General features: G+C 75.0%; 16 protein-coding genes (1 of these 16 only partly in view). 4 read left to right on the plus strand and 12 right to left on the minus strand.

Annotated elements, in window-relative coordinates:
- The 8 genes from ACPXCB_RS06590 to ACPXCB_RS06625 form a co-directional block, all read right to left on the minus strand.
- Positions 1 to 969, minus strand: partial view of a non-ribosomal peptide synthase/polyketide synthase gene (locus tag ACPXCB_RS06590; RefSeq protein ID WP_425873127.1) — the start only. 22455 nt of this gene lie to the left of the window's left edge; 969 of the gene's 23424 nt are visible here — the first part of the coding sequence; the start codon lies at positions 967 to 969; the stop codon falls past the left edge of the window.
- Positions 966 to 5978, minus strand: a complete 5013-nt coding sequence (locus tag ACPXCB_RS06595) for an amino acid adenylation domain-containing protein (protein WP_425873129.1) — start codon at positions 5976 to 5978, stop codon at positions 966 to 968. Before ACPXCB_RS06595 ends, ACPXCB_RS06590 begins: the two co-directional genes overlap by 4 nt.
- Positions 5979 to 6043: 65 nt before the next feature.
- The gene (locus ACPXCB_RS06600; RefSeq protein ID WP_121401347.1) at positions 6044 to 6250 is read right to left on the minus strand and encodes an MbtH family protein; all 207 of its coding nucleotides are present in this window, start codon (positions 6248 to 6250) and stop codon (positions 6044 to 6046) included.
- The gene (gene sbnB, locus ACPXCB_RS06605; RefSeq protein WP_425873130.1) at positions 6247 to 7278 is read right to left on the minus strand and encodes a 2,3-diaminopropionate biosynthesis protein SbnB; all 1032 of its coding nucleotides are present in this window, start codon (positions 7276 to 7278) and stop codon (positions 6247 to 6249) included. The genes ACPXCB_RS06600 and sbnB overlap by 4 nt, the downstream gene beginning before the upstream one ends.
- Complete coding sequence (sbnA, locus tag ACPXCB_RS06610) at positions 7272 to 8252, minus strand: 2,3-diaminopropionate biosynthesis protein SbnA (RefSeq protein ID WP_132240746.1); 981 nt, start codon at positions 8250 to 8252, stop codon at positions 7272 to 7274. Before sbnA ends, sbnB begins: the two co-directional genes overlap by 7 nt.
- A gap of 97 nt (positions 8253 to 8349) precedes the next feature.
- Positions 8350 to 9711 carry a condensation domain-containing protein gene (locus tag ACPXCB_RS06615; RefSeq protein ID WP_425873132.1) on the minus strand — a complete coding sequence of 454 codons (1362 nt, stop codon included), beginning with the start codon at positions 9709 to 9711 and terminating at the stop codon, positions 8350 to 8352.
- Positions 9708 to 9947 carry an acyl carrier protein gene (locus tag ACPXCB_RS06620; RefSeq protein ID WP_151456123.1) on the minus strand — a complete coding sequence of 80 codons (240 nt, stop codon included), beginning with the start codon at positions 9945 to 9947 and terminating at the stop codon, positions 9708 to 9710. Before ACPXCB_RS06620 ends, ACPXCB_RS06615 begins: the two co-directional genes overlap by 4 nt.
- Before the next feature lie 24 nt (positions 9948 to 9971).
- Positions 9972 to 10928 (minus strand): beta-ketoacyl-ACP synthase III, encoded by a 957-nt coding sequence (locus tag ACPXCB_RS06625; protein WP_151456122.1) that lies wholly within the window; start codon positions 10926 to 10928, stop codon positions 9972 to 9974.
- A gap of 179 nt (positions 10929 to 11107) precedes the next feature.
- Between ACPXCB_RS06625 and ACPXCB_RS06630 the strand changes: the two genes are divergently transcribed.
- Positions 11108 to 11944, plus strand: coding sequence for an SDR family NAD(P)-dependent oxidoreductase (locus tag ACPXCB_RS06630; RefSeq protein WP_425873134.1), 837 nt, complete (start codon positions 11108 to 11110; stop codon positions 11942 to 11944).
- Here ACPXCB_RS06630 and fabG read toward each other — a convergent pair.
- The 4 genes from fabG to ACPXCB_RS06650 form a co-directional block, all read right to left on the minus strand.
- Positions 11916 to 12662, minus strand: a complete 747-nt coding sequence (gene fabG / locus ACPXCB_RS06635; protein ID WP_425873136.1) for a 3-oxoacyl-ACP reductase FabG — start codon at positions 12660 to 12662, stop codon at positions 11916 to 11918. The two genes, ACPXCB_RS06630 and fabG, sit on opposite strands and share 29 nt — an antisense overlap.
- Positions 12659 to 13171 (minus strand): 3-hydroxyacyl-ACP dehydratase FabZ family protein, encoded by a 513-nt coding sequence (locus tag ACPXCB_RS06640; RefSeq protein WP_425873138.1) that lies wholly within the window; start codon positions 13169 to 13171, stop codon positions 12659 to 12661. The genes fabG and ACPXCB_RS06640 overlap by 4 nt, the downstream gene beginning before the upstream one ends.
- Positions 13168 to 13542 carry a hypothetical protein gene (locus tag ACPXCB_RS06645; RefSeq protein ID WP_132240739.1) on the minus strand — a complete coding sequence of 125 codons (375 nt, stop codon included), beginning with the start codon at positions 13540 to 13542 and terminating at the stop codon, positions 13168 to 13170. Before ACPXCB_RS06645 ends, ACPXCB_RS06640 begins: the two co-directional genes overlap by 4 nt.
- A 142-nt stretch (positions 13543 to 13684) precedes the next feature.
- A complete protein-coding gene (locus ACPXCB_RS06650; RefSeq protein ID WP_425873140.1) occupies positions 13685 to 15451 on the minus strand; it encodes a BTAD domain-containing putative transcriptional regulator in 1767 nt (588 codons plus the stop codon).
- 367 nt (positions 15452 to 15818) lie between these two features.
- Between ACPXCB_RS06650 and ACPXCB_RS06655 the strand changes: the two genes are divergently transcribed.
- The 3 genes from ACPXCB_RS06655 to ACPXCB_RS06665 all read left to right on the plus strand — a co-directional run bounded on the left by ACPXCB_RS06655 (position 15819) and on the right by ACPXCB_RS06665 (position 22218).
- Positions 15819 to 18911, plus strand: a complete 3093-nt coding sequence (locus ACPXCB_RS06655) for a type 2 lanthipeptide synthetase LanM family protein (protein WP_425873142.1) — start codon at positions 15819 to 15821, stop codon at positions 18909 to 18911.
- An 86-nt stretch (positions 18912 to 18997) separates the two neighbouring features.
- On the plus strand, positions 18998 to 19234 hold the full coding sequence (locus tag ACPXCB_RS06660) for a hypothetical protein (RefSeq protein ID WP_425873144.1): 237 nt from the start codon (positions 18998 to 19000) through the stop codon (positions 19232 to 19234).
- Between the two features lie 83 nt (positions 19235 to 19317).
- Positions 19318 to 22218, plus strand: coding sequence for an ATP-binding protein (locus ACPXCB_RS06665; RefSeq protein WP_425873145.1), 2901 nt, complete (start codon positions 19318 to 19320; stop codon positions 22216 to 22218).
- The last annotated feature ends 49 nt before the right edge of the window (positions 22219 to 22267 follow it).

Below are 22267 nucleotides of genomic sequence, written 5' to 3' on the forward strand. Positions count from 1 at the left end.
GACCAGGTTGCGCAGCTCGGCGCGGTCGCGCACCGACGTCACGCTGCCCACGGGGATGTCGGTCCGGCTGGTGTAGCGCGACAGCAGCGCCTGGAAGGCGGTGAGCAGAGTGACGAAGAGGGTGGTCTCCGCGCCGCGGGCGATCTCCCGCAGCGCGGCGGAGAGGTCGGCGGAGAGCGCGAACGGGACCGACGCGCCCCGCCAGTCACGCACGCGGGGCCGGGGCCGGTCGGCGGGCAGCTCCAGCGGGGCGATGCCGGCGAGGCGGTCGCGCCAGTGCTCCAGGTGCCGCTCCAGCGGCTCGCCGCGCAGCCGGTCGCGCTGCCACGCCGCGAAGTCGGCGAACTGCACGGCCGGCGGCGTCAGCGGCGAGGACTCGCCCCGGACGTACGCGCCGTACAGCTCGGCCAGGTCGCCGAGGAGCACCGCCGTGGAGGGCGCGTCGCAGGCGATGTGGTGGATCACCAGCACCAGCAGGTGCTCGGCCTCGTCCAGGCGCAGCAGCGTCGCCCGTACCGGCCACTCGGTGGCCAGGTCGAAACCGGTGGCGGCCAGCTCGGCCGTCGCCTCGGCGACCCGGTCGTCGCGCTCGGCCCCGGCCACCCCGGAGAGGTCGACCAGCGGCAGCTCCTGCGGGCGGGGCTCGTCGACGACCTGCACCGGCGTCAGGTCGGCCATCGCGTACCGGGTGCGCAGGATCTCGTGCCGGGCGATCAGCGCGTCCCACGCCCGGCCCAGCGCGGCCCGGTCCAGCGGGCCGCGCAGCCGCAGCGCCGAGGAGACCAGGTACTCCGGGCTGGAGGGGTCCAGCCGGTTGAGGAACCACATCTGCTGCTGGCCGAAGGAGAGCGGCAGGTCGCCCGAGCGGTCGACGGTCGGGATCCCGGCCCGTCGACCGGCGGCCCGGCCCGCCAGCCGGCGTTGGACGAGCGACTCGCGCAGGTTGGGCTGGTTCGCGGTCGAGGTCATGCCTGGTGCTCCTTGGTCTGCCGCAGGTCTTCGGTCAGGTCGGCGTCGGAAAGCGCGTCCACCTCGGCCCGGATGAGGTCCTCCACCGCGCCCGCCATCGCCTCGACGGTCGGGTGCTCGAAGACGAGCCGGAGCGACACGTCGAGGTCGAACTCCTCCTGCAGGCCGGCGACCAGCCGGCCCGCCAGCACGGAGTGCCCGCCCATGGCGAAGAAGTTGTGCCGTACGCCGACGGGCACGCCCAGCAGGTCGCTCCAGATCGCGCAGAGGCGTTCCTCGACGACCGTGCGCGGCGCGACGAGGCCGTCCTCGGTGCCGGCGGCGCCGGTAGACACGGCGTCGGAGAGCAGGCCGAGCAGGGCGGCGCGGTCCACCTTGCCGTTGGCGTTGAGCGGGATCTCGGCCACCGGCACGAGCAGGGTCGGCGTCATGTAGTCGGGCAGCAGCCGGGCGCAGTGCGCGGCCAGGTCGGGCGCCTCGCCCCGGTGGAAGGCGACCAGCCGCTCCTCGTGGACGATGACCGCGCACCGGGTCACCCCGGGGTGTTCCTCGACGACGGCGCGGATCTCGCCGAGTTCGATGCGGTAGCCGCGCACCTTCACCTGGTCGTCGACCCGGCCGACGAAGTCCATCACCCCGTCCGGGCGCATCCGGACCAGGTCCCCGCTGCGGTACAGCCGGCTGCCCGGCGGCCCGTACGGGTCGGGCACGAACTTCTCCGCGGTGAGGTCCGGCCGGCCGGCGTACCCGGTGGCCAGGCACTCCCCGCCGATGTACAGCTCGCCGACGACCCCGACCGGCAGCAGCCGCAGCGCGTCGTCGAGCACCCGGACGGTGGTGTTCGCCATCGCCCGGCCGATCGGCACGATGTCGGTGGTCTGCGGCGTCTCGACCGGGTGGGCCGTCATGATGACGGTGGTCTCGGTCGGCCCGTAGCTGTTGGTGAGGCCACCCGGCCCGAGCCGGTCCAGCCACCGGTTGGCGATCTCCTTGCGCAGCGCCGCGCCGGCCGTCCAGATCAGACCGGAGAGCTGACCCGCCTGCTCGTCGTCGAGCTGCTCGGTGAGCAGTTCCAGGTGCGGCGGGGTCATGATGAACCGGTCGAACGGGCCGGCCTTGACGAGCAGGCCGCCCAGCTCGGCGATGTCGAGGGCGGCGGGCAGCAGGGTCACCGCCTGACCCGAGACCAGCGGGCTGAACAGGTTGGGGATGGACAGGTCGAAGGCGATGGTGGTGAACAGCGGCGCGCCGCCGCCCCGTCCCCCGCGCGGCCCCCGGTCGCCCAGGGCCTCGGTCTCGACGGCGCAGGCGAGGAAGTGGGACACCGCCCGGTGCGGCAGCGCCACGCCCTTGGGGCGGCCGGTCGAGCCGGAGGTGAACAGCACGTAGGCCGTCTCCTCCGGGTGGGTGTCCCGGTCCGGCCGGTGGGTGGGGCCGGCGCAGACCATCAGCCGGTGGGTGTCCACGTGCAGGGTCGGCACGGTGAACCTGGGCGCGTACGTCGCCTGGGTGACGCCCAGCTCCACGCCGGCGGTGGCGAGCATGTGCCCGATCCGCTCGGCGGGGTACGACGGGTCGAGCGGCAGCACGGCCGCCCCCGCCTTCCAGGCGCCGAGGATCGCCGCGACCAGGTCGACGCCCCGGTCCAGCAGCACGGCCACCACCGCGCCCCGGGCGACCCCGGAGCGCCGCAGGTGGTGGGCGAACTGGTTGGCCCGGTCGTCCAACGCCGCGTAGGTGGTGGTGAGGTCGCCGTGCCGCAGCGCCACCGCGTCCGGCGTCCGGCGTCGCTGGGCCTCGAAGAGGTCGCAGACGGTCGCGGCGGAGCGGGGCACGGTGGGCCCGTGCACCTCGTGCAGGAGCAGGTGGCGCTCGCCCGGCGAGAGCAGGTCGAGGTCGTCGAGCGGGGTCCCCGGCTCGGCCACCGCCGCGGCGAGCAGCCGGACGAAGTGCTCGGCCATCCGCCGTACGGTCGACTCGTCGAACAGGGCGGTGGCGTACTCCAGGCTGCCGGCCAGGGTGCCGTCGGGGCGGGGCCAGACGTGCATCGTGAGGTCGGTCTTGGCGATCCGGGCCGCCCGGCGCAGGGCGTCCAGCAGGGCCTCGTCGTCGGTCGACTGGCCGGTGATGCCGCCCTCCTGGGCGTTGAGCATCACCTGGTAGAGCGGGGTGCGGGAGAGGTCGCGGACGTCGACGAGGTCGTCGACCACCCGCTCGAAGGGCAGGTCCTGGTGGGCGAGGGCGGCCAGGGTCCGGGACCGCACGGCCCGCAGGGCCGCCTCGAACGGGGCGGCCGGGTCCAGGGTGCAGCGCACCACCACGGGGTTGAGGAAGACCCCGGCGATCTGTTCCGCCTCGGCGGGGCGTCGACCGGAGGTGGGCGCGCCGACGGCGACGTCCCACTGCCCGCTGTAGCGGGCCAGCAGCGTGGCGAAGCCCGCCAGCATGGTCATGAACGGGGTCGCCGAGCAGCGCCGGCCCAGCGCGGTCAGCTTCTCGGCGAGCTCCGCCGGCACCTCGAACTCGACGTGCGCCCCGCGCGGGTCGCGCTCGGCCGGCCGGGACCGGTCCAGCGGGAGGGTCAGCTCGGGTACCCCCGCCAGGTGTTCGCGCCAGAAGCCGAGTTCCCGCTCGACCCGGTCGTCGGTGAGGTATTGGCGCTGCCAGGCCGCGTAGTCGGCGTAGTGCACCGTCAGCTCCGGCAGGTCGGGCTCCCGGCCGGCGGCGCCGGCCGCGCAGAGTTCCCGCAGGTCCCGCTCCAGGACCCCGGCGGTGGTCGCGTCGGAGGCGATGTGGTGCAGCGCCACCAGCAGCAGGTGGTCCGACCCGGCCGAGGTGACCAGGGTGGCCCGCCACAGCGGCCCGGTGCGCAGGTCGAAGCCCTGACCGAGCTGCGCGTCGACGAGGTCGACGAGCGGGGCCTCGGTCGCGTCGCGGATCGTGAGGTCGACGGGGCCGGGCGGATCGATGCGCTGGTGCGGCTCACCGTCGTGGGTCAGGTAGCGGGTGCGCAGCGCCTCGTGCCGGGCCTCGAGAGCGGTCAGCGCCGCCCGTACGGTGTCGGGGGTCAGCGAGCCGGGCAGCCGCAGGTAGAGCGGCACCACCCACTCGGGGCTGCCCGGGTGCAGCTGGTCCAGCAGCCACAGCCGCCGCTGGGCCGGGGAGAGCGGCAGCGCGCCGGTGCGGGGCACCGGGACCACCGCCGGCGTCGCGGGGTCGCCATCGGTCAGCAGGGCGGCCTGCGCCTCGACGGTGCTCGCGGCGAGCAGCTCCCTCAGCTCGATGCGCACGCCGGACTCGGCGGCGAGGCGGCTGGCGAGGCGGACGGTCACCAGCGACGAACCGCCGAGCTGGAAGAGGTCGTCGTGCACCCCCACCCGGTCGACGTCGAGCAGCTCCTGCCAGAGCCGGGCGACCAGGCGCTCGGCGTCGGTGCGCGGGGCCAGGTAGGCCGTGCGGTCGGTGGTCTCGACGGGCGGCAGCGCGGCCCGGTCGACCTTCCCGCCGGTGGTCAGCGGGAACTCCGCCACCGGGACGAACACGGCCGGCACCAGGGCGTCGGGCAGCCGGTCGGTCAGGAAGGCCCGCAGCTGCGCGGCGGTCAGGGGGCGCCGGCTGGCGACGTACGCGGCCAGCCGGGGGCTGCCGCCGGGCTCGGCGAAGCCGACGACGACCGCCCGCCGGACGTCCGGGTGGGCGGCCAGCGCCGCCTCCACCTCGCCCGGCTCGATGCGTACCCCATTGATCTTGAGCTGGTCGTCGGCGCGGCCGACGAACTCCAGGCTCCGGTCCGAGCGCCACCGGACCTGGTCGCCGGTGCGGTAGAGCCGCGCTCCGGGCGGCCCGTACTCGTCCGGCACGAACCGCTCGGCGGTGAGGTCGGGGCGGCCGAGGTAGCCGCGGCCGAGCCCGGCCCCGCCGACGTAGAGGTCGCCGACCACACCGATCGGCACTGGCCGCCGGTTGGCGTCCAGCACCTGGAGGCGGAGGTTGTCCAGCGGCCGGCCGATCGGCACCGGCCCGCTGCGCTGGGCGAGGTCGACCTGCTGGGCGGTCACGTCGATGGCGCACTCGGTCGGGCCGTAGGTGTTCCAGACCCGTGTCCCGGGCGCCACCGCCAGGCGCTGGCACAGCTCGGCGTGCAGCGGCTCGCCGGCGGAGAAGACCAGCCGCAGCGAGGTGCACCTCGGCCAGTCCGGCTCCTCCGTCACCAGTTGCAGCACCGACGGCACGCCCTGGAGCACGGTCGCCCCGGACCGGACGACCGCCGCCACCAGGGCCGCCGGGTCGCGTTCGGCGCCGTCCGGCGCGAGCGCCACCGTCGCCCCGCAGATCAGCGGGGCGAAGAACTCCCAGCCGGCCGCGTCGAAGCTCACCGCCGTCTTCTGCAACACCCGGTCCGCCGGCGACAGGCCGTGCCGCCGGACCGTCCAGGCCACCCGGTTGCCGATGGCCCCGTGGGTGACGACCACGCCCTTGGGCCGACCGGTCGACCCCGAGGTGTAGATGACGTACGCCGCGTTGTCGGGGTCGACGCGGACCGGCGGCGCGGTGTCCGGTCCGGCCGCGATCCGCGCCCGGTCGGCGTCGAGGCAGACCACGTGCGACGGCCCGGCCAGGGAGTCGTCGCGCAGGTCGGTCTGGGTGAGCACGACGTCCACCCCGGTGTCGGCGACGATCCACCGGCGCCGGTCCACCGGGTGCGCCGGGTCCAGCGGCAGGTACGCGCCGCCGGCCCGCCACACCCCGAGCAGGGCGACCACGAGGTCGACCCCCCGGCGCAGGTACACGCCGACCGTCGACTCCGGACCGACGCCCAGCCCGACCAGGTGCTGGGCGAGCTGGTTGGCGCGCCGGTCGAGTTCGGCGTAGCCGACCCGTACGTCGCCGGCGAGCACCGCGGTCGCGTCGGGCGTCGCCGCGGCCTGGCGGGCGATCAGGTCCGGCAGGACGACGGGATCGACCGTGCCCGCTCCGGCGGCCGGCAGGGTGGACAGAGGGGTGCTCATCGGGGTGCTCCTCCGGGGTGGGGGGTCGATCGCGGACGGCCGGGGGTCACGCCTGCCGGGGCCCGTCAGACGGACGCGCCGTCCATGCGCAGGCGCAGGCTCTTCGGCCGCATGTCGGTCCAGAGCTCGTTGATCCGGCTGAGGCACTCGTCCCGGGTGCCCTCGGTGCCCTCGGCCCGCCAGCCGGCCGGCAGCGCCCGGTCGCTCCACCAGATCGAGTACTGCTCCTCGTCGTTGAGCACCACCAGGTAGCTGCGGTCGTCGTCGCTCATGTTCTCTCCCTCGTGGGTCGCGCGGTCGCCACGGCGGCGGCCGGTACGGGTGTGAAGTCGTCGATCCGCACGCCGAGGCCCCGCTGGGCCGCCGCGCGGTGGACGTGGTCGGCCAGGGCGATGTCCAGCACGCCCAGCCCGAACGGCGAGATCACCACCGGCCCGTCGCCCGGGGGCAGCGCCGCACCGCCGGCCAGCCGGCCGATGGTGGTGTGGATGAAGTCCCGGCCGCCGGTGAGCTGCTCGGCCAGGTGCAGCGAGGTCCGCTCGCGGCACACGTGGTCGGGGTCGTCGACGACGTTGCGGGCCGCCAGCACCGCCCGGGGGTGCAGGTCCCGCAGCGACAGGTGCAGCACCACGCTCCCCGGCTGGCAGGCGGTCAGCTCCAGGTGCGGTTCGCTGGCGGTGGTGGCGATCGAGACCAGCCGGTGGGCGGCCAGGGCCTGCTCGGCGCTCGCCGCCACGCTGATCGTCGTGGCCGGCAGCAGGGCCGCCGCGCGGGCGGCGAACGCCTCGGCCCGGCGCGGGTCGGTGTCGTGCAGCACCAGGGAGGCCGGCGGGGTCAGGGCCACCGTCAGGAAGCGCAGCACCTGCTCGTTGATCAGCCCGCAGCCGATCAGCGCCAGGCCGTCCGGGCGGCGCTCGGCGGTCAGCAGCTGCGCGGCGAGGGCCGCGCCGGCCGCGGTGCGCCGGGCGGAGATGACCGATCCCTCGATCACCGCCTCGGGCTGGCCGGTCTCCAGCGAGTTCAGCACGATGGCGGCGCTGGCGCGGTCCAGGCCCCGCTCGATGTTCGCCGGGAACGAGGAGATCCACTTCATGCCGGCGGCCGGCGGATCGGACCCCAGGTACGCGGGCAGGCCGATGATGCGGTTGCGGGCGGCGTCCGGGAAGCGCAGGAAGACCGAGTGCGGCACGCTGGTGCGGCCCTGCTCGTGCAGGAGGTACGCCTGCCGGACGAGGTCGATGACCCGGGCCTCGTCGCCGTCGAGCACGTCCCGGACCACGGCATGGCCGATGATCAGCATTTTTCGCCCTTCCACAGGTGGCTGACCTCGCCGAACTGTTCGGTCACCCAGCGATCGGAGTAGATGGTGTCGAGGTAGCGGTCGCCGTTGTCCGGGAAGATCAGGACGCTGGTGCTCCCGGCGGGCAGGTCCGCCATCCGGCGCCGCAGCGCGGCCACCGTCGCCCCGGAGGATCCGCCGGCGAGGATGGCCTCGCGGACCGCCAGCAACCGGCAGCCGACCACGCAGTCGAGGTCGGAGACGTGCAGCACCTCGTCCGGCCGGGCGTTGGCGGCCAGCGGCGGCACCACCGAGGCGCCGTGCCCGGGGATCAGCCGGGGCGCGGGCGGGTGGCCGAAGATCGCGCTGCCGACGGCGTCGACCGCGACGATCCGGGTGCGGTGGCCGTTCTCGCGCAGGTAGTCGGCGCAGCCGACCAGGGTGCCGCAGGTGCCGGTGGAGCAGAACAGGTAGTCGACCCGGCCGTCCAGCTCGGTCATGATCTCGGCCATGGTCTGCCGCTGGGCGCGGGCGTTGAGCGGGTTGGTGTACTGGTCCGGGCGGTAGGCGCCGGGCACGGTCTCCACCAGCTCGCGCACCCGGCGGCGCCGGACCGCGAGATACTCGCCGGTCACCGGGTCGGGATGCTCGATCATGTCGATCTCGGCCTGGTACGCGGCCAGCACCGCCAGGTTCTGCCGGGTGGTCTTCGGGTCCACCACGCAGATGAACCGGATCCCGAAGTACGCGCAGATCTGGGCCAGGCCGATGGCGAGGTTGCCGGAGCTGGACTCCACCACCACGGACCGTCCCGGCACCAGTTCGCCGGATTCGATCTTTCCGCGCAGCATGTTCAGCGCGGCCCGGTCCTTGATGCTCCCGCCCGGATTGAACTGTTCGAGTTTCGCGTACGCCCGGGCGGGAAATTCGGGAAACAACCGGTCCAGGCGCACCAGGGGCGTGTTGCCGACCGTGGAGAGAATTCCCTGATCCATTTCAACCCCCTCTCCGGGCTGACGGAAGGTCGCCCGCATCCGCCGTGCGGGCGCTGTGCGGCACCCGTCGACGACGGGCGCCGGATGACCGGGGTGCTCAGCTCATGCCGAGTTCGAGCAGCATCCGCTCGTCGACGTCGCCGGCCAGGCGGGCGTCGGCCACCGTCGCGGCCGGGTCGGCGCAGGCCGCGCCGAGCAGGACCAGGTACTGGTCGAAGAGCCGCTCGACGGTGGCGCGGTCGAGCAGGTCCCGGTCGTAGTTGAACTCGGTACGCAGGGCCAGGTCGGGCAGCTGGTGCACCGTCACGGCCAGGTCGAACTGCCCCTCGTCGTACGGCACCACCAGCTGGCGGACCCGGTGCCCGACGAATCCGTTGCTGGTGTCGGACAGGGTGTCGCCGTGCTGCCGGGTGAGCAGCGTGATGGTGACCCGCACCAGCGGGTCCCGGTCCCGGCGGGCCGCCTGGACCAGGGGGAACGGGTAGGCGGCGCGTGCCACGCCGTCCGAGAGCTGGCGTCCCGCGGCGGCGATCGCCGTCGCGAACGTGGTGCCCGGGGTGAACGACGACCGCAGCACGACCGGGTTCACCAGCATCCCGACGACCTCCCGCAGCGCCCGCCCCCGCCGCAGCGAGACCGGGCAGCCGATGGTGAACTCGCCCTGCCCGGTGCACCGGTGCAGCAGCGCCTCGAAGACGCCGAGCAGGACCGTGAACGGGGTCACCGCCAGGGTGGCGGCCGTGGCGCGTACCTGCCGGGCGACGTCGTCCGGCAGCATCCGGGCCACGGACGCGCCCCGGTACGAGCGGGTGGCGGAGCGGGGCCGGTCGGTGGGCAGGGTGGCGGCGGTGGCGCCGGCGCAGGTGCGGGCCCAGTGCTCGGCCAGCTCGGCGCGCCGGGGCCCGGCCAGCATGGCCTGCTCGCGGGCGACGAACTCGTCGTAGCTGGGCCGCGTCGGCCAGTCCACCGTGTCCCCGCCCCGACCCGCCCGGTACGCGTCGCCGAGGTCCCGCCAGATCAGATACTGGGAGAGCCCGTCGGTGGCGATGTGGTGGATGACCAGCACCAGCGCGCAGTCCGCGCCCCGCCGCAGCAGCACCGCCCGCAGGGGACCGTCCTGTTCGAGCCGGAGCGGCTGCTCGCCGACGGCGTGGATGAGCGTACGCAGGGTCGCGTCGTCCACGTCGCCGACGTCGCGGACCTCGATCGTGCCCGAGCCGGCGGAGTCGACGAGCCGCACCGGCCCCGCTCCGGTCTCGGCGAACCGGGACCGGAGCAGGTCGTGCCGAGCCTGGACGGCGACGAGGGCGGCCCGCAGCACGTCGGTGTCGAGGACCGGCTCGGCGAGCACGGCCGTCACCACGTTGCTGGTCGAGCTCTCGGGCGCGAGTCGGTACAGCGCCCACTGCGCGGCCTGACCGACGGACAGCTCCCGGGCGTCCCCGTCGCCGGCGTTCACTTGGCGCCGAGCACGAAGTCGGTGAGGTCCCGGACGCGGACGAAGTTGCCGACCTCCTCGTCCGGCACCTCGATGTCGAAGTGCATCTCGGCGGCGCCGAGCAGGTCGACCAGCTTGAGCGAGTCGAGGCCGAGGTCCACGAAGGTGTCGTCGGCGGAGATCGGCCGGTCCTGCTCCTCGGTCATCAGCTTGCGGGTCAGCTGCTCGACATCGGCGGCCACCTGGTCAACGGTCATGTCAGTGTCCTTTCGGGAGGGTGTTCAGGGCATCCGGACGATCTGGCCGGCGTAGGCGAGGCCGGCGCCGAAGCCGAGCAGCAGCGCCTTGTCGCCGGGCTTGGTACGGCCGCTCTCGTGCAGCCGGCTCAGCGCGAGCGGCACCGAGGCCGCCGAGGTGTTCCCCGTGTCGATGACGTCCCGGGCGACCTTCTCCTCGGGGATCTCCAGGATCTCGGCGAGCTGCTCGATGATCCGCAGGTTCGCCTGGTGCGGCACGAACCAGTCGATCTCCGACAGGTCGATCCCGGCGCGGGCGCAGGCCTCCCGGGCGACCGGGGGGATGTTCTTGGTGGACCACCGGTAGACCAGCGGCCCGTTCATCGAGGCGTACTCCTTGCCGTCCTTGGCCCACTTCGTGCCGAGGATCGGGGCCCGCCGGCCGTCGCTGCCCCACACCACGGGGCCGATGCCCTCGGTCCCGGAGCGGGAGATCACCGCGGCGCCCGCGCCGTCGCCGAAGATGACGTACGTCGCCGGGTCCTCGGGGTCGATGAACTCGGTGAGGTGCTCGGCGCCGACGACCAGCACGTTGCGCGCCTCGCCGAGCCGGACCGCGTTGGACGCGACCGACACCGAGTAGGCGAAGCCCGCGCAGGCGGCGTTCAGGTCGAACGCGCCGGTGGCGGGGATGCCGATCCGGTGTGCGACCTCCGGCGCGCCGCCCGGGATCCGGTCCCGCTTGGTGGCGGTGGCCAGGATGAGCAGGTCGACCTCGGAGGGGTCGACGTTCGCCATCGCCAGCGCCTTCGCGCCGGCCTCGGCCGACATCACCGGCACGGTCTCCCCGGGACCGGCGGCGTGCCGGGTCTTGATGCCCGTGCGCTCCTCGATCCACTCCGTGGTCACGTCCGTACGCAGTGCGATGTCCGGGTTGGTGACCACGCGGGTGGGCCGATAGGCGCCGAGCCCGGTGATCGCCGAACCGAAGATGCTCGACATCGTTCTCCCTTCGTCAACCCGGCCGGCAGCCGTGTCGAGGACTGCCGGGAGAAAGGCTCGGGCAGCCGCCTCATAGCTTCTCTACATATCGACGCGGCATAGGAATGCCATAGCCGGCGGCGGAAGTCTGCGCCGGGCACGGACCGCCGAGGCCCGAAGGCCGATCGAGAAGGTCCAAAATGAGAGACTTCACTGACAGGGTGGCGGTGGTCACCGGCGCCGGCTCGGGCATCGGCCGCGCGCTCGCCGTCGAGTTGGCCGCCCGGGGCGCCCGGCTCGCCGTCTCCGACGTGGACGGCGAGGGGCTGCGGGAGACCGTACGGCGCTGCGCGGGCCGCGACGGCCAGGTGCGCGGATACCGGCTGGACGTGTCGGACCGGGCCGCGGTGCTGGCGCACGCCGAGCGGGTCGAGGGCGACTTCGGACGCGCCGACCTGGTCGTCAACAACGCCGGGGTGACCCTGCTCGCCTCGGTCTCCGACGGGACCTGGGAAGACCTCGAATGGGTCATGGACGTCGACTTCTGGGGAGTCGTGCACGGCACCCGGGCGTTTCTGCCGCTGCTGACGGCGTCGCGGGGTCACCTGGTCAACGTCTCCAGCGTGCTGGGGCTGGTCGGCGCGCCGATGCAGAGCGGATACAACGCCGCCAAGTTCGCCGTCCGGGGCTTCACGGAGGCGGTGGCGCAGGAACTGCGGGCCGACGGGGTGCCGGTCGGGGTGAGCTGCGTGCATCCCGGCCGGATCAGGACCAACATCATGCGCAACGCCCGCAACGACGGGTTGCGCGACTACCAGGCGGTCCGGGAGCACTTCGAGCGTTCGGTGGAGGTCACGGCGGAACACGCCGCCCGCGTCATCCTGCGCGGGGTGGCCCGCAACCGGGCCCGGATCCTGGTCGGGGCGGACGCCTACCGCACCGAGATCCTGACCCGGCTGCTCGGACCGTGGTACCCGAGGCCGGCCGCCGGTCGTGGCCGGCGGCCGGTCACATCGACAGGCCGCCGTCCACGGTGACCACCTGACCGGTCAGGTACGACGCCCGGGAGGAGAGCAGGAACGCCACCACGTCGGCGATCTCCTCGCTGCGCCCGAGCCGGCCCAGGGCCACCCGGTCCCGGGCGATCGCGCCCAGCTCGTCGGAGAGTGCGGCGATCATGTCCGTGTCGACGTAGCCGGGCGCCACCACGTTCGCCCGGATGTCGTACCGGCCGACCTCCTTGGCCAGCGCCTTCGTGAAGCCGATGATCCCGGCCTTGGAGGCGGAGTAGTTCGTCTGCATCGCGTTGCCGGCCACCCCGGACACCGAGGAGACCGTGACGATCGACCCCCTGCGCCGGCGCATCATCCGGCGGACCACCGCGCGGCAGACGTGGTAGGTGCCGTCGAGGTTCACCTCCATCACGGCACGCCAGTCGGCGTCGGCCATCAGGGCCAGCGGCCGGTCCCGGATGATCCCCGCGACGGTGACCACCGCCTCGGGGTCGCCCAGCTCCCGCTCGGTGGTCGACACGAAGCTCCGCACCGCGGCGGGGTCGGCGACGTCGACCGCCAGCGCCAGCACGCGCCCGCCGTCGCGGGCCGCCTCCGCGACGACCTCGTCGGCGGCGTCCTTGCTGGACTGGTAGCACATGGCCACGTCGTAGCCGTCCCGGACCAGCCGCAGCACCACCGCCCGGCCGATTCCCCGGGAGCCGCCGGTGACCAGGGCGACGGGCCGCCCACCGGCGCTCACCGCGCCGCCCCGGACGCCGCCGGGGCCGGCTCGGCCGGCTGCGCGGGGGCCGCCGCGTGGTGCGCCCGGGTCGCCGCGTCGAGGGACGCGCGCAGGGACTCCACCGACCGCATCGCACCGACCAGGCGGCCCACCCGCAGCACCACGGTGGACCCGACGACGCTCTCACCGGTGACGAAGGCGGTGTCGGCGACCAGCCGGGTCATGGTGACGTGGTGCTCCACCGTCTCCCCCGGCAGCACCGGCCGGCCGAACCGGATGCGCTCGAAGACCCCGGCCACCGGCACGCCGTCGGTCAGCACGTCCGGCATCGGCCGGTCGTGCCGGATGAGCACGAGCGCCGCCTGCCCCCAGGACTCCAGCAGCAGCGACATCGGCAGCGGCCGGTCACCGGTGACGGTCAGCGAGCCCACCAGCCGCCGGCGGGGCACCAGCTCGGTGACCCGGTCGACCAGCAGCATCGGCGGCCGGTGCGGAATGATCCGCCGGATCTCCTCGATCCCCATCATGGTGCGCACTCCTCGCTCGCGTAGCGCAGCAGCACCTCGGCGACCGGCACTGCGGCGGCGGCGACCTCGCCCCGCCACAGGTCGCCGCTGCGGCGGATGGTCACGACGAGTTCGTCGTCGCCCCGGAAGGGCAGCAGGAACCGGCAGCTGACGATCTCGGCCAGCGTCAGCTCGGGGGCCGCGGCGCGGACCGCCCGGTGCACGAACTCGAAGATGTGGACCCCGGGCAGCAACGGAAATCCCGGGTAGTGGCCGGCGAAGACCGGATCGCCGAGGTCGGGGCGGATCCTGGCCACGATCGTGTCGGGTGCGACGTGCTCCACGTCGATGGGAACGGCCGTCGCGCAGTCGGCCGATGTCAGGGCGTTCACCAGGCCACCATGGGCTCGGCGGCTATATCTTCTCTACTGTCCCGGCCGGCCGCGTGCCCGGCGGCGCTGGTCACGGCGGGCAGGGGCGCGCCGGCCGCGCCCGGGTCCCGGGCGCGGCCGAGAGGGTCGGCCCGGCGTCGGGTCAGTTCCCCACCGCGCTCAGCGCCCCGGCGCCCGCCACCAGCACCCGGTCGGCCTGGTCGGCCTTCTCCCGGGCGAAGACGCGCACGAGGTCGTGGAAGCGGAACCGCTGCCGCCGGCCGCCGTCGGACTCGACGATCTCCAGCAGCCGGGCGTCGACCAGGTTCTCCCCCACCTCCTCGCCGGCGTGCCGGGACACGCCCAGCACCTCGGCGGTGCACCAGCTGGGGAAGGCCGGAGTGCGCAGCAGCGCCAGTCGGCGCAGGGCGAGCTGGCCCAGGTCCGCCAGCTGGTGGTAGCTGCTGTCCAGCCGTTCCCGCACGTCCATCGAGCCCAGCCGGAGCTCGTCCAGCCGGTACCGCTCGTCGGCGAGCCGGTCCGCCAAGTACCCGAGCGACCAGTGCGGGCGCGCCAGCAGCCGGGATCCGGCGACCCGGACGCCGAGCGAGAGCCGACCGCACAGCTCGACGATCCGGCCGGCCGCGTCGGCCTCCTCGGCGACCCGCTGCGCCCCGATGATCCGGCCGAGCAGCGCGAGCGCCTGCTGCCGGTCCAGGGTGCCGACCTCGATCGACGTGGCGCCGGCCAGCTCGGGCATGCGGAGCCGGCTGGTGACGATGACCTGACAGCCGGGGTCGCCGGGCAGCAGCGGGCTCACCTGCTCGTAGCCCGCGGTGCCGTCGAGCATGACCAGCAGCCGCCGGCCGGCGAGCTGGCTGCGGTAGAGCCGGACCCGCTCGTCGAGCCCCTTCGGGATCGCCGACTCGGCGTGGCCGAGGCTGCGCAGGAACCAGCCGAGCACGTCGTACGGCTCGACGGCGTTGCCCCGCGCGCGGCCGAGGTCGGCGTAGAGCTGGCCGTCGGGGAAGGCGGCCCGGGTGAGGTGGGCCGCGTGCAGGGCGAGCGTGCTCTTGCCGACGCCGGCCATCCCGGTGACCACGGCGACCGGCGGGCAGGCCCTCGGCTCGGCGGTCAGCACCCGGAGCAGCCCGGTGAGCTCCTCCTCCCGGCCGGCGAAGTCACCGACGCCGGGCGGGAGCATCGCGGGCCGCACGCCGTGCCAGCTCGGCTCCGCGACGACCGCCGGGGCCGGCGGGCCGGCGAGGATCGACCGGTACGCCTCGGTGAGCAGCGGCCCCGGGTCGACGCCCAGTTCGTCGGCGAGCACCCGGCGGCCCTCGTGGTAGGCGGCCAGCGCGTCGGCCTGCCGGTCGCTGTGCAGCAGGGCGGTCATCAGGTGGCCCCGCAGCCCCTCGTGCAGCGGGTGCTCGGCGACGAGCTGGGTGATCTCGGAGACCAGCCGGACGTGGCGTCCCAGCCGCAGGTCGGCCTCGATCCGGCTCTCCAGGACCGCCATCCGCAGCTCCGACATCCGGTGCGACTCGGCCGTCACGAGGTGCTCGGTCACGTTGGACAGCGCGGGGCCGCGCCACAGCGACATGGCGGCGTGCAGCCGCTCGGCGGCCTCGGCGTACCGCCCGTCGCGCAGTGCCTCCCGACCGGCCTCGGCCAGGCGCTCGAACTCGTCGAGGTCGAGCCGGGCGGCGCCGGTCCGGATCTGGTACCCCGACCACTGCCGGACGATGTCCACCTCGGCGCCGAGGTACTTGCGCAGCCGCGAGACGTAGTTGTAGAGCTGGGCGGCGAAGGTGGCCGGCGGGCGCTCCCCCCAGAGCAGCTCGCACAGCCGGGCGTCCGGCACGGTACGCCCCCCGGCGAGCAGCAACGCCGCGAGCACGGTGCGCTGCTTCGCACCGTCCAGTGCCACCTCCGAGTCACCTTTCCAGGCCCCCACCGGCCCGAGTACCCGAAACTCCATCCTGGCTCCGTTCATCGCGCCGCCCCGGGTAGAACAGTCGTCCGAAGACTCATCGGCACCGGCAGCGTCCACATCCGTGGGCGGCACTCAATTTCCCGCCGACGTCACGCTTGCCATTCAGTTGATCACCGATCGTGACTAGGATGGGGCGGGTCGCACGTGGGGCGAGGGGTTGCCGTGGGCCCGGCCGGCCCGGCCGGTCCCGCCGTCCGCGGACCCGGGCGGGTTCGCACGCACCGGCGTGGCCAGCAATGGGGCAGGAATGTGAGTAGTTTCCACTCATGAACTCCGCGCCCCGCTCTGGCACCGTGCAACGGTGACCTCGACTCCCCTGGCCGGAGCCACCGATCACGCCTGCTCCGGCGTACGGCTGGCCCCGCACTGGTGGGCCTCGGGGCTCGCGCTGCACGAACGCGCGCCGGGCACGCCCGGCCGACGCTCCGCCGACGCCCCGCAAGACACGGACAGTGCCGGCCGGCGGCTGGCCCGGTGGCGGGACGGGCACGGGCCGGGCCTCGGGGCGCGACTCGCCGAGGTCGGCCTGGACGAGGCGGGGCTGCGCGACCTGCTGGCCGAGGATCGGGCCGCGCTCGCCGCCAGGACGACCCGCCCGGCGTGGGCGGAGACCGTCGAGGCGGCCCTGGTCGCCGCAGCCGAGCCGCGGCGACCGGCCGAGGAGGCGGACTGGCGGGCCGCCCTCACCGCGCCCCTGCGACCGTTCGTGGAGATCGCCGCCGACCGGTTCCTCGTCGGGGCCCGTCGGATCGCGACGGAGAAGACGGTCGACCTGGCCGCCCTCACCGACCAGTTCGCCGCCGCACTGGGTCGCCGCCTGCTCGCCGTCGCGGCCCGCACGCTGGTCTCGGAGCTGCACCGACGCCGGGCGGCCGGCCGGCTCGCCGGCGCCGACGGCCGGGCCCGCTTCGCCGACTTCGTGGCACAGCTCTGCGACCCCGCCGGGCTGGCCGAGCTGGTCGACCGCTATCCCGTGCTGGCCCGCCTGCTGGCGCAGGCCGGCACGGCGGCCGCCCGGTCCGGGCTCGAACTCCTGACCCGGTTCGTCGCCGACCGCGACGACCTGGTGGGCACCCTGTTCGGCGGCGACGACCCCGGCCCGCTGGTCGCGATCGGCAGCAACCTGGGCGACGCCCACACCGGTGGCCGCACGACCAGCGTGCTGCGCTTCACGGACGGCCGACGCGTCGTCTACAAGCCGCGCGACCTGGCCTCCCAGGTCCGCTTCACCGGGTTCGTCGACTGGCTGGAGCAGCGGGCGCCGGGGCTGGGGCTGCGCGGGACAGCCGCCCTGACCCGACCGGGCTACGGCTGGTCGGAGTACGTCGACGCGACGGCGCTGCGCCACCCGGGGCAGGCGGACGGGTTCTACCGCCGGCAGGGCGCCCTGGTCGCGCTGCTGCACGCCCTGCACGCCACGGACATGCACTACGAGAACCTGATCGCCGCCGGCGACACACCGGTCGTGGTGGACACCGAGACGCTCTTCCACCCCGCGCTGGGCGAGGCGGTGGGCACCGGCGACCCGGCCGCGGACCTGCTGACCGCCTCGGTGCACCGGACCGGCCTGATACCGGTGATCGTCGTGGGTGACCAGGGGGCGATGGACCTGTCCGGCGTCGGCGGCGACCGGGGCGGGACCGCACCCGTCAGCGCGCTCGACTGGGCCGACCCGGGCACCGACCGGATGCGGCTGACCCGGCGGGCCGTCGACTTCGCCGGCGGCCGCAACCGACCCCGCGTCGGCGACGCCCTGGTCGATCCCGGTGCCCACGAGCCGGCGCTGCGGGCGGGTTTCCGGCAGGCGTACGAGACGATCCGGGCGCACCGCCGGGAGTTCACCGAACTCGTCGCGTCGTGCGCCGACGTCCCGGTACGGCTGGTCGCCCGGCCCACCTCGGCGTACCACACCCTGCTCACCGAGACCACCCACCCGGACGTGCTCGGCGACGCGCTGGAGCGGGACCGCGCGTTCGGCGCCCTCTGGTCCAGCGTGGCCGGGCACCCCTTCCTCGCCCAGTTCCCGCGGCACGAGGTCGCCGCGCTGTGGGCGGGCGACGTCCCGCTGTTCGAGGGCACCCCGGGCAGCCGGACCGTCCGGGTCGCCGGGGACGGCGAGCCGCTGCCCGTGCCGCTGGCCCGCTGCGGGCTCGACGCCGCGCTGGGCAAGATCGCCGCGCTGGGCGAGGCCGACCGGCGGCACCAGGAGTGGATCGTCGCGGCGACGCTGGCGACCCGTCGCCCGGTCGACGGCCGGCACGCCGCCGCACCGACGTCCCGGCCGGTCGCGGACGCCGCCGCGTCGCCGGAGCGCCTGCTCGCCACGGCGTGCGCGCTCGCCGACGAGATCCAGACCCGGAGCGTGACCGGCACGGACCGGGTGAACTGGCTCGGCCTGGAGCTGGTCGACGACCGGCAGTGGCTCGTCCTGCCGATGGGGGCCGGGCTGGCGAACGGGCACCTCGGGGTCGCCCTCTTCCTCGGCCAGCTCGCCGCGGTGACCGGCACCGCCCGCTACGCCGAGCTGGCCCGCCGGGCCGTCGCCGGGGTGCCGGCGCTGTTCCAGCTGCTCGACGCGCGCCCGGACCTGGTCGCCGCGATCGGTCCCGGCGGGCTGTACGGCCTCGGCGGCATCGCGTACGGGCTCGCCCGGCTGTCCACCCTGCTCGCCGATCCCGGGCTCGCCGGGCAGGCCCGCGCGGCGGTCGACCTGGCCGCCGCCGCCAGCGCGGGCTCGGCGGCCGTGGCCTGGGCCGACGGCGGCGCGGGCTGTCTCGCCGCCATGGACGCGGTGCACGCCGAGCTGGGCCACGCGCCGGCGGCGTCACTCGCCCGGGGCTGGGCCGACCGGCTCGTGGCCGCGATCGAGCGGGACGAACTGCCGACGGGGGTGGGCTTCGCCGACGGGGTGGCCGGCATCGGCTGGGCGCTGAGCCGCCACGCCCGCACCGGTGGCGCCCGGTACGCGCGGGCGGGCCGGCGCGCGCTGCGACGGGCCGGCACCCCCGGCGGCGACGGGGCGGCGGGGTACGGCTGGTGTCGCGGCGCCGCCGGTCTGACGCTCGCCCACCACGCCCTCGCCCCCGACGAGGCGGTACACCTGCTCACCGACCGTCCGCTGCTCGACGACCTCAGCCTCTGCCACGGCGAGCTGGGCGTCGCCGAGGCGACGGGTGTCCTCGACGGTGGCGCGGCCCGGCGACGTGCCGGCCGGATCCTGGACGCCGTCGACCGGTACGGGGCGTCCTGCGGGACCCCGGGCAACGTGCCCACCCCCGGCCTGCTCACCGGCCTCGCCGGCATCGGGTACGGGCTGCTCCGGCTCTCCGGGGCCGGGCCGGTGCCGTCGGTGCTGCTGCTGGAACCAACCCCTGAACCGCGCACCTCGGGTTGAGGACCGCCGGGCGACCGACGACGATCTCCAGAGGAGCCGCCAGCTCCGGAAACGACCCACGAAGTCACCAACAGGAGGAATGACAGTTGTCCGAGAACCAGCTCCCCCCGTGTCGTGTCGACGAGACCGACTTCGCGGCGCCCGTCGACGACCCGGCCGGGGCGATGTGGCTGCAGCCCGTCGTGACGTTCGGGATCCGCGCTGCCGCCCTCGCCAGCCTGGTCGTGCCCGTGGGCATGGTGATCGGCGGCCTCGTCGGTGACGCCGGCGCGGCGGCGGACGCCGCACCTCTGACGACCTGCTGCCCCGAGACGCCGATGTGACGACGGCGCGGTAGCCGTCCGGGGGACCGGCGTCGACAGCACCGCGTTGGGCGAGGCCTGCCTCCTCGGATAGCGTGCGCAGTGTGTACCGCTCCTCGAAGTTCATCGGCAGGGACGCCGAACTGCGCGCGGTGCTGGACAGCCTCGAATCGGCGCGGGCGGGGCGGGGCGGCGCGGTCTTCGTGGTGGGCGAGAGCGGCGTCGGCAAGTCCCGCCTCGCGTCGAGGGTCGCGGAGCTGGCCACCGCGGCGGGCATGCGGGTGATGCGGGGCCGGGGCAGCACGATCGGCACCGCGGTGCCGCTGCGCCCCCTCACCGAGGCGCTGCTGTCGCTGCTGCGGTCCGGGCCGGTCGACCCCACCGTGCTCGGGCCGTACGGCCCGATCCTCGGCCGGCTCGTCCCCGACTGGGGCCGGCCGCCGGCCGACCAGGAGAACGCGTCCCTGGTGATCCTCGCCGAGGCCGTCCTCCGGCTGACCGGCGTGGCCGGCGCGGGGCGGGGTTGCCTGATGCTGCTGGACGACCTCCAGGACGCCGACACGGAGACGTTGACCGTGCTGGAGTACCTGATCGACAACCTCGCCCTGCAACCGACCCTGCTGCTGGGGGCGATCAGGGCGGAGCCCTGCGCGGCGTCGACGATCGCCCGGTCGGCCGCCCAACGCGGTCAGTGCACCCTCATCGAGCTGGGCCGGCTCGACGACGACGGGCTGCGGCAGATGGTCGGCGCCTGCCTCGACGCCGACCCGGAGCGGGTGCCGGCGGCAGCGCACGCCCTCGTCTCGACGGGCAGTGCCGGCAACCCCTTCCTGATCGAGGAACTCGTCGCCGGCATGGTCGACGGCGCGCTGCTGATCGGCGGCCCGGAGGGCTGGCGGCTGTCCGAGGAACTGCCCGCCGCCCTGCCGGGCACCCTGGCGCGGGGCATGGCGCAGGGGGTCGAGCAGCTCGGCCCCCAGGCCCGGGAGCTGCTCTCGATGGGCGCGCTGCTGGGCCAGCGGTTCCCGCTGGCCGTGGTGCAGGCGGCCACCGGGCTGAGCGACCACGACGTGCTCGACCACCTGTGCGGCGACGTCGCCGGGCGACTGGTCACGGTGGACGACCAGCTCACCGACTGGTACGCCTTCCGGCACCGGCTGACCCGGGAGGCGCTGCTCAGTCTCCTCGGTCCCGCCGACCGCGCCCGGCTCGCCCAGCGGATGGCCGACGCGGTGGCGGCGGTCTTCCCCGGCCTGCCGGGCGAATGGTGCCAGGTGTCGGCCACGCTGCACCTGGAGGCCGACAACCCGGAGGCGGCCGGCCGGCTGTTCACCGAGGCGGGCCGGCGGGCGATCGCGCAGGGCGGCGCCACCACCGCGGTCGCCCTGCTCGACCGCGCGATCGGCCTGCTCGGCGAGAACCCGGTGGCCCGGGCGGCCGCCCTCGAAGCCCTGCTGCACGCCTTGGCGGAGGCGGGACTGGTCGAGCGGGCGCTCGCCTCGGTCAGCACCCTCGACCAGATCGGTGGCGTCGATCCGCGCCGGCGGGCGCAGCTGCACACCCGGCTGGCCTGGGCCGCGACGGTCGCCGGCCGCTCGGCCGAGGGGCTGGCACAGGTGGAGCAGGCGCGCGCCCTGCTCGGCCCGGACGCCGCCGCGGAGGACACCGCGCCGGTCGACGTGGTCGCCGCCCACCTGGTGCTGGACACCGCCGGGCAGGACCAGCTCGCCACCGCCGAGGCGCTGGCCCGCCGGGCCGCCACCGTCGCCGAGACCGTCCCCCTGCCGGTGGTGGCCTGCCAGGCCTGGCAGCTGCTCGGCGCGTTGATCCGGCACCGCGATCCGGCGGAGGCGACCCGGTGCCTGGAACGGGCCCTGGCGATCGCCGCGGAGCACCGGCTGCCGATCTGGGAGATCCACGCACTGATCCGGCTCGGCAACGACGACGCGCTGCGCGACGCACGGCTGGACCGGCTCGAACAGGCCCGGGAGCGGGCCTCCCAGGCCGGCGCGGTGACCGCGCGCCACCAGGCGGAGGCCAGCCTCGCCCTGCACGCGGTGCTGCGGGGCGACTTCGACACCGCGGGTGCCCTCGTCCAGCAGGTGCTGGCCGCGACCACCCGGCTGAAGCTACTGGAGACCACCCAGTACGTGCTGCTGGTCAGCGCCGTGCTCGCGGCGCACCAGGGGCGGCGCCGGGAGATGGAGCACGCGCTGGCCGAGTTCCGCCGGTGGAGCGGCGACCAGGCCCTGCACGCCTCCCGCGTACACGGGCTGGCCAGGGCCTTCTGCGCGCTGCTGGAGGAGGACCGGCCCCGCGCCCTCGACGAGCTGGCCCGGGCGTTCCACGCCGAGGCGCAGAGTCCGACGGTCTTCCACCTCTCCGGCCGGCACGGCCTGCACCTGCTGCTCCAGGTCATGTCCGGCGAGGCCGGCTGGCCGGCGTACGAGGCGGTGCAGGGCGACTCGGCGAGCAGGCTGCGCTGGGACCTGCAGTTCGCCCTCTTCGCGAAGGCGGTGCTGCTCGGCCGGTCGGGTCGGCCGGAGGAGGCGGCGGAGGCGGCGGCGGAGGCGATGCGGGCCGGGGCGCCGTACGCGATGGGCCGGCACCTCGCGTTGCGGCTGGTGTGCGAGTCGGCCCTCGCCGACGGGTGGGGGATGCCGGTGCAGTGGCTGCGCGCCGCCGAGGAGCACTTCCACCGCAGCGACGTGCCGGCCGTGGCCAGCGCCTGCCGGGCCCTGCTGCGGCAGGCGGGCGTACGCATGACGCAGCGCCGCTCCGGTGCGGGCGACATCCCCTCCGGCCTGCGGTCGGTGGGCGTGACGGTGCGGGAGTTCGAGGTGCTGCGGCTGCTGGTCGGGCGGCTGAGCAACCGGGAGATTGCCGGTCGGCTGCACCTGTCCCCGCGCACCGTGGAACGGCACGTGTCCAGCCTGCTCGGCAAGACGGGCCTGCCGAACCGGATCGCGCTGAGCGAGTACGCCGCCGAGGTGGAGAGCGGCTGAGCCGGCGGCGGCTCCGCCGCGCCACCCCGGCCGCCCGGCGGTCCCCGCG

It is taken from the genome of Micromonospora sp. DT62 (assembly GCF_049847285.1).
Classification (GTDB): Bacteria; Actinomycetota; Actinomycetes; order Mycobacteriales; family Micromonosporaceae; genus Micromonospora; species Micromonospora reichwaldensis.

Coding starts and splice junctions, on each gene's coding strand:
- ACPXCB_RS06595 (WP_425873129.1), bottom strand. CDS start 5,978: ATGAGCACCCCTCTGTCCACCCTGCCGGCCGCCGGAGCGGGCACGGTC.
- ACPXCB_RS06600 (WP_121401347.1), bottom strand. CDS start 6,250: ATGAGCGACGACGACCGCAGCTACCTGGTGGTGCTCAACGACGAGGAG.
- sbnB (WP_425873130.1), bottom strand. CDS start 7,278: ATGCTGATCATCGGCCATGCCGTGGTCCGGGACGTGCTCGACGGCGAC.
- sbnA (WP_132240746.1), bottom strand. CDS start 8,252: ATGGATCAGGGAATTCTCTCCACGGTCGGCAACACGCCCCTGGTGCGC.
- ACPXCB_RS06620 (WP_151456123.1), bottom strand. CDS start 9,947: ATGACCGTTGACCAGGTGGCCGCCGATGTCGAGCAGCTGACCCGCAAG.
- ACPXCB_RS06625 (WP_151456122.1), bottom strand. CDS start 10,928: ATGTCGAGCATCTTCGGTTCGGCGATCACCGGGCTCGGCGCCTATCGG.
- ACPXCB_RS06630 (WP_425873134.1), top strand. CDS start 11,108: ATGAGAGACTTCACTGACAGGGTGGCGGTGGTCACCGGCGCCGGCTCG.
- ACPXCB_RS06640 (WP_425873138.1), bottom strand. CDS start 13,171: ATGATGGGGATCGAGGAGATCCGGCGGATCATTCCGCACCGGCCGCCG.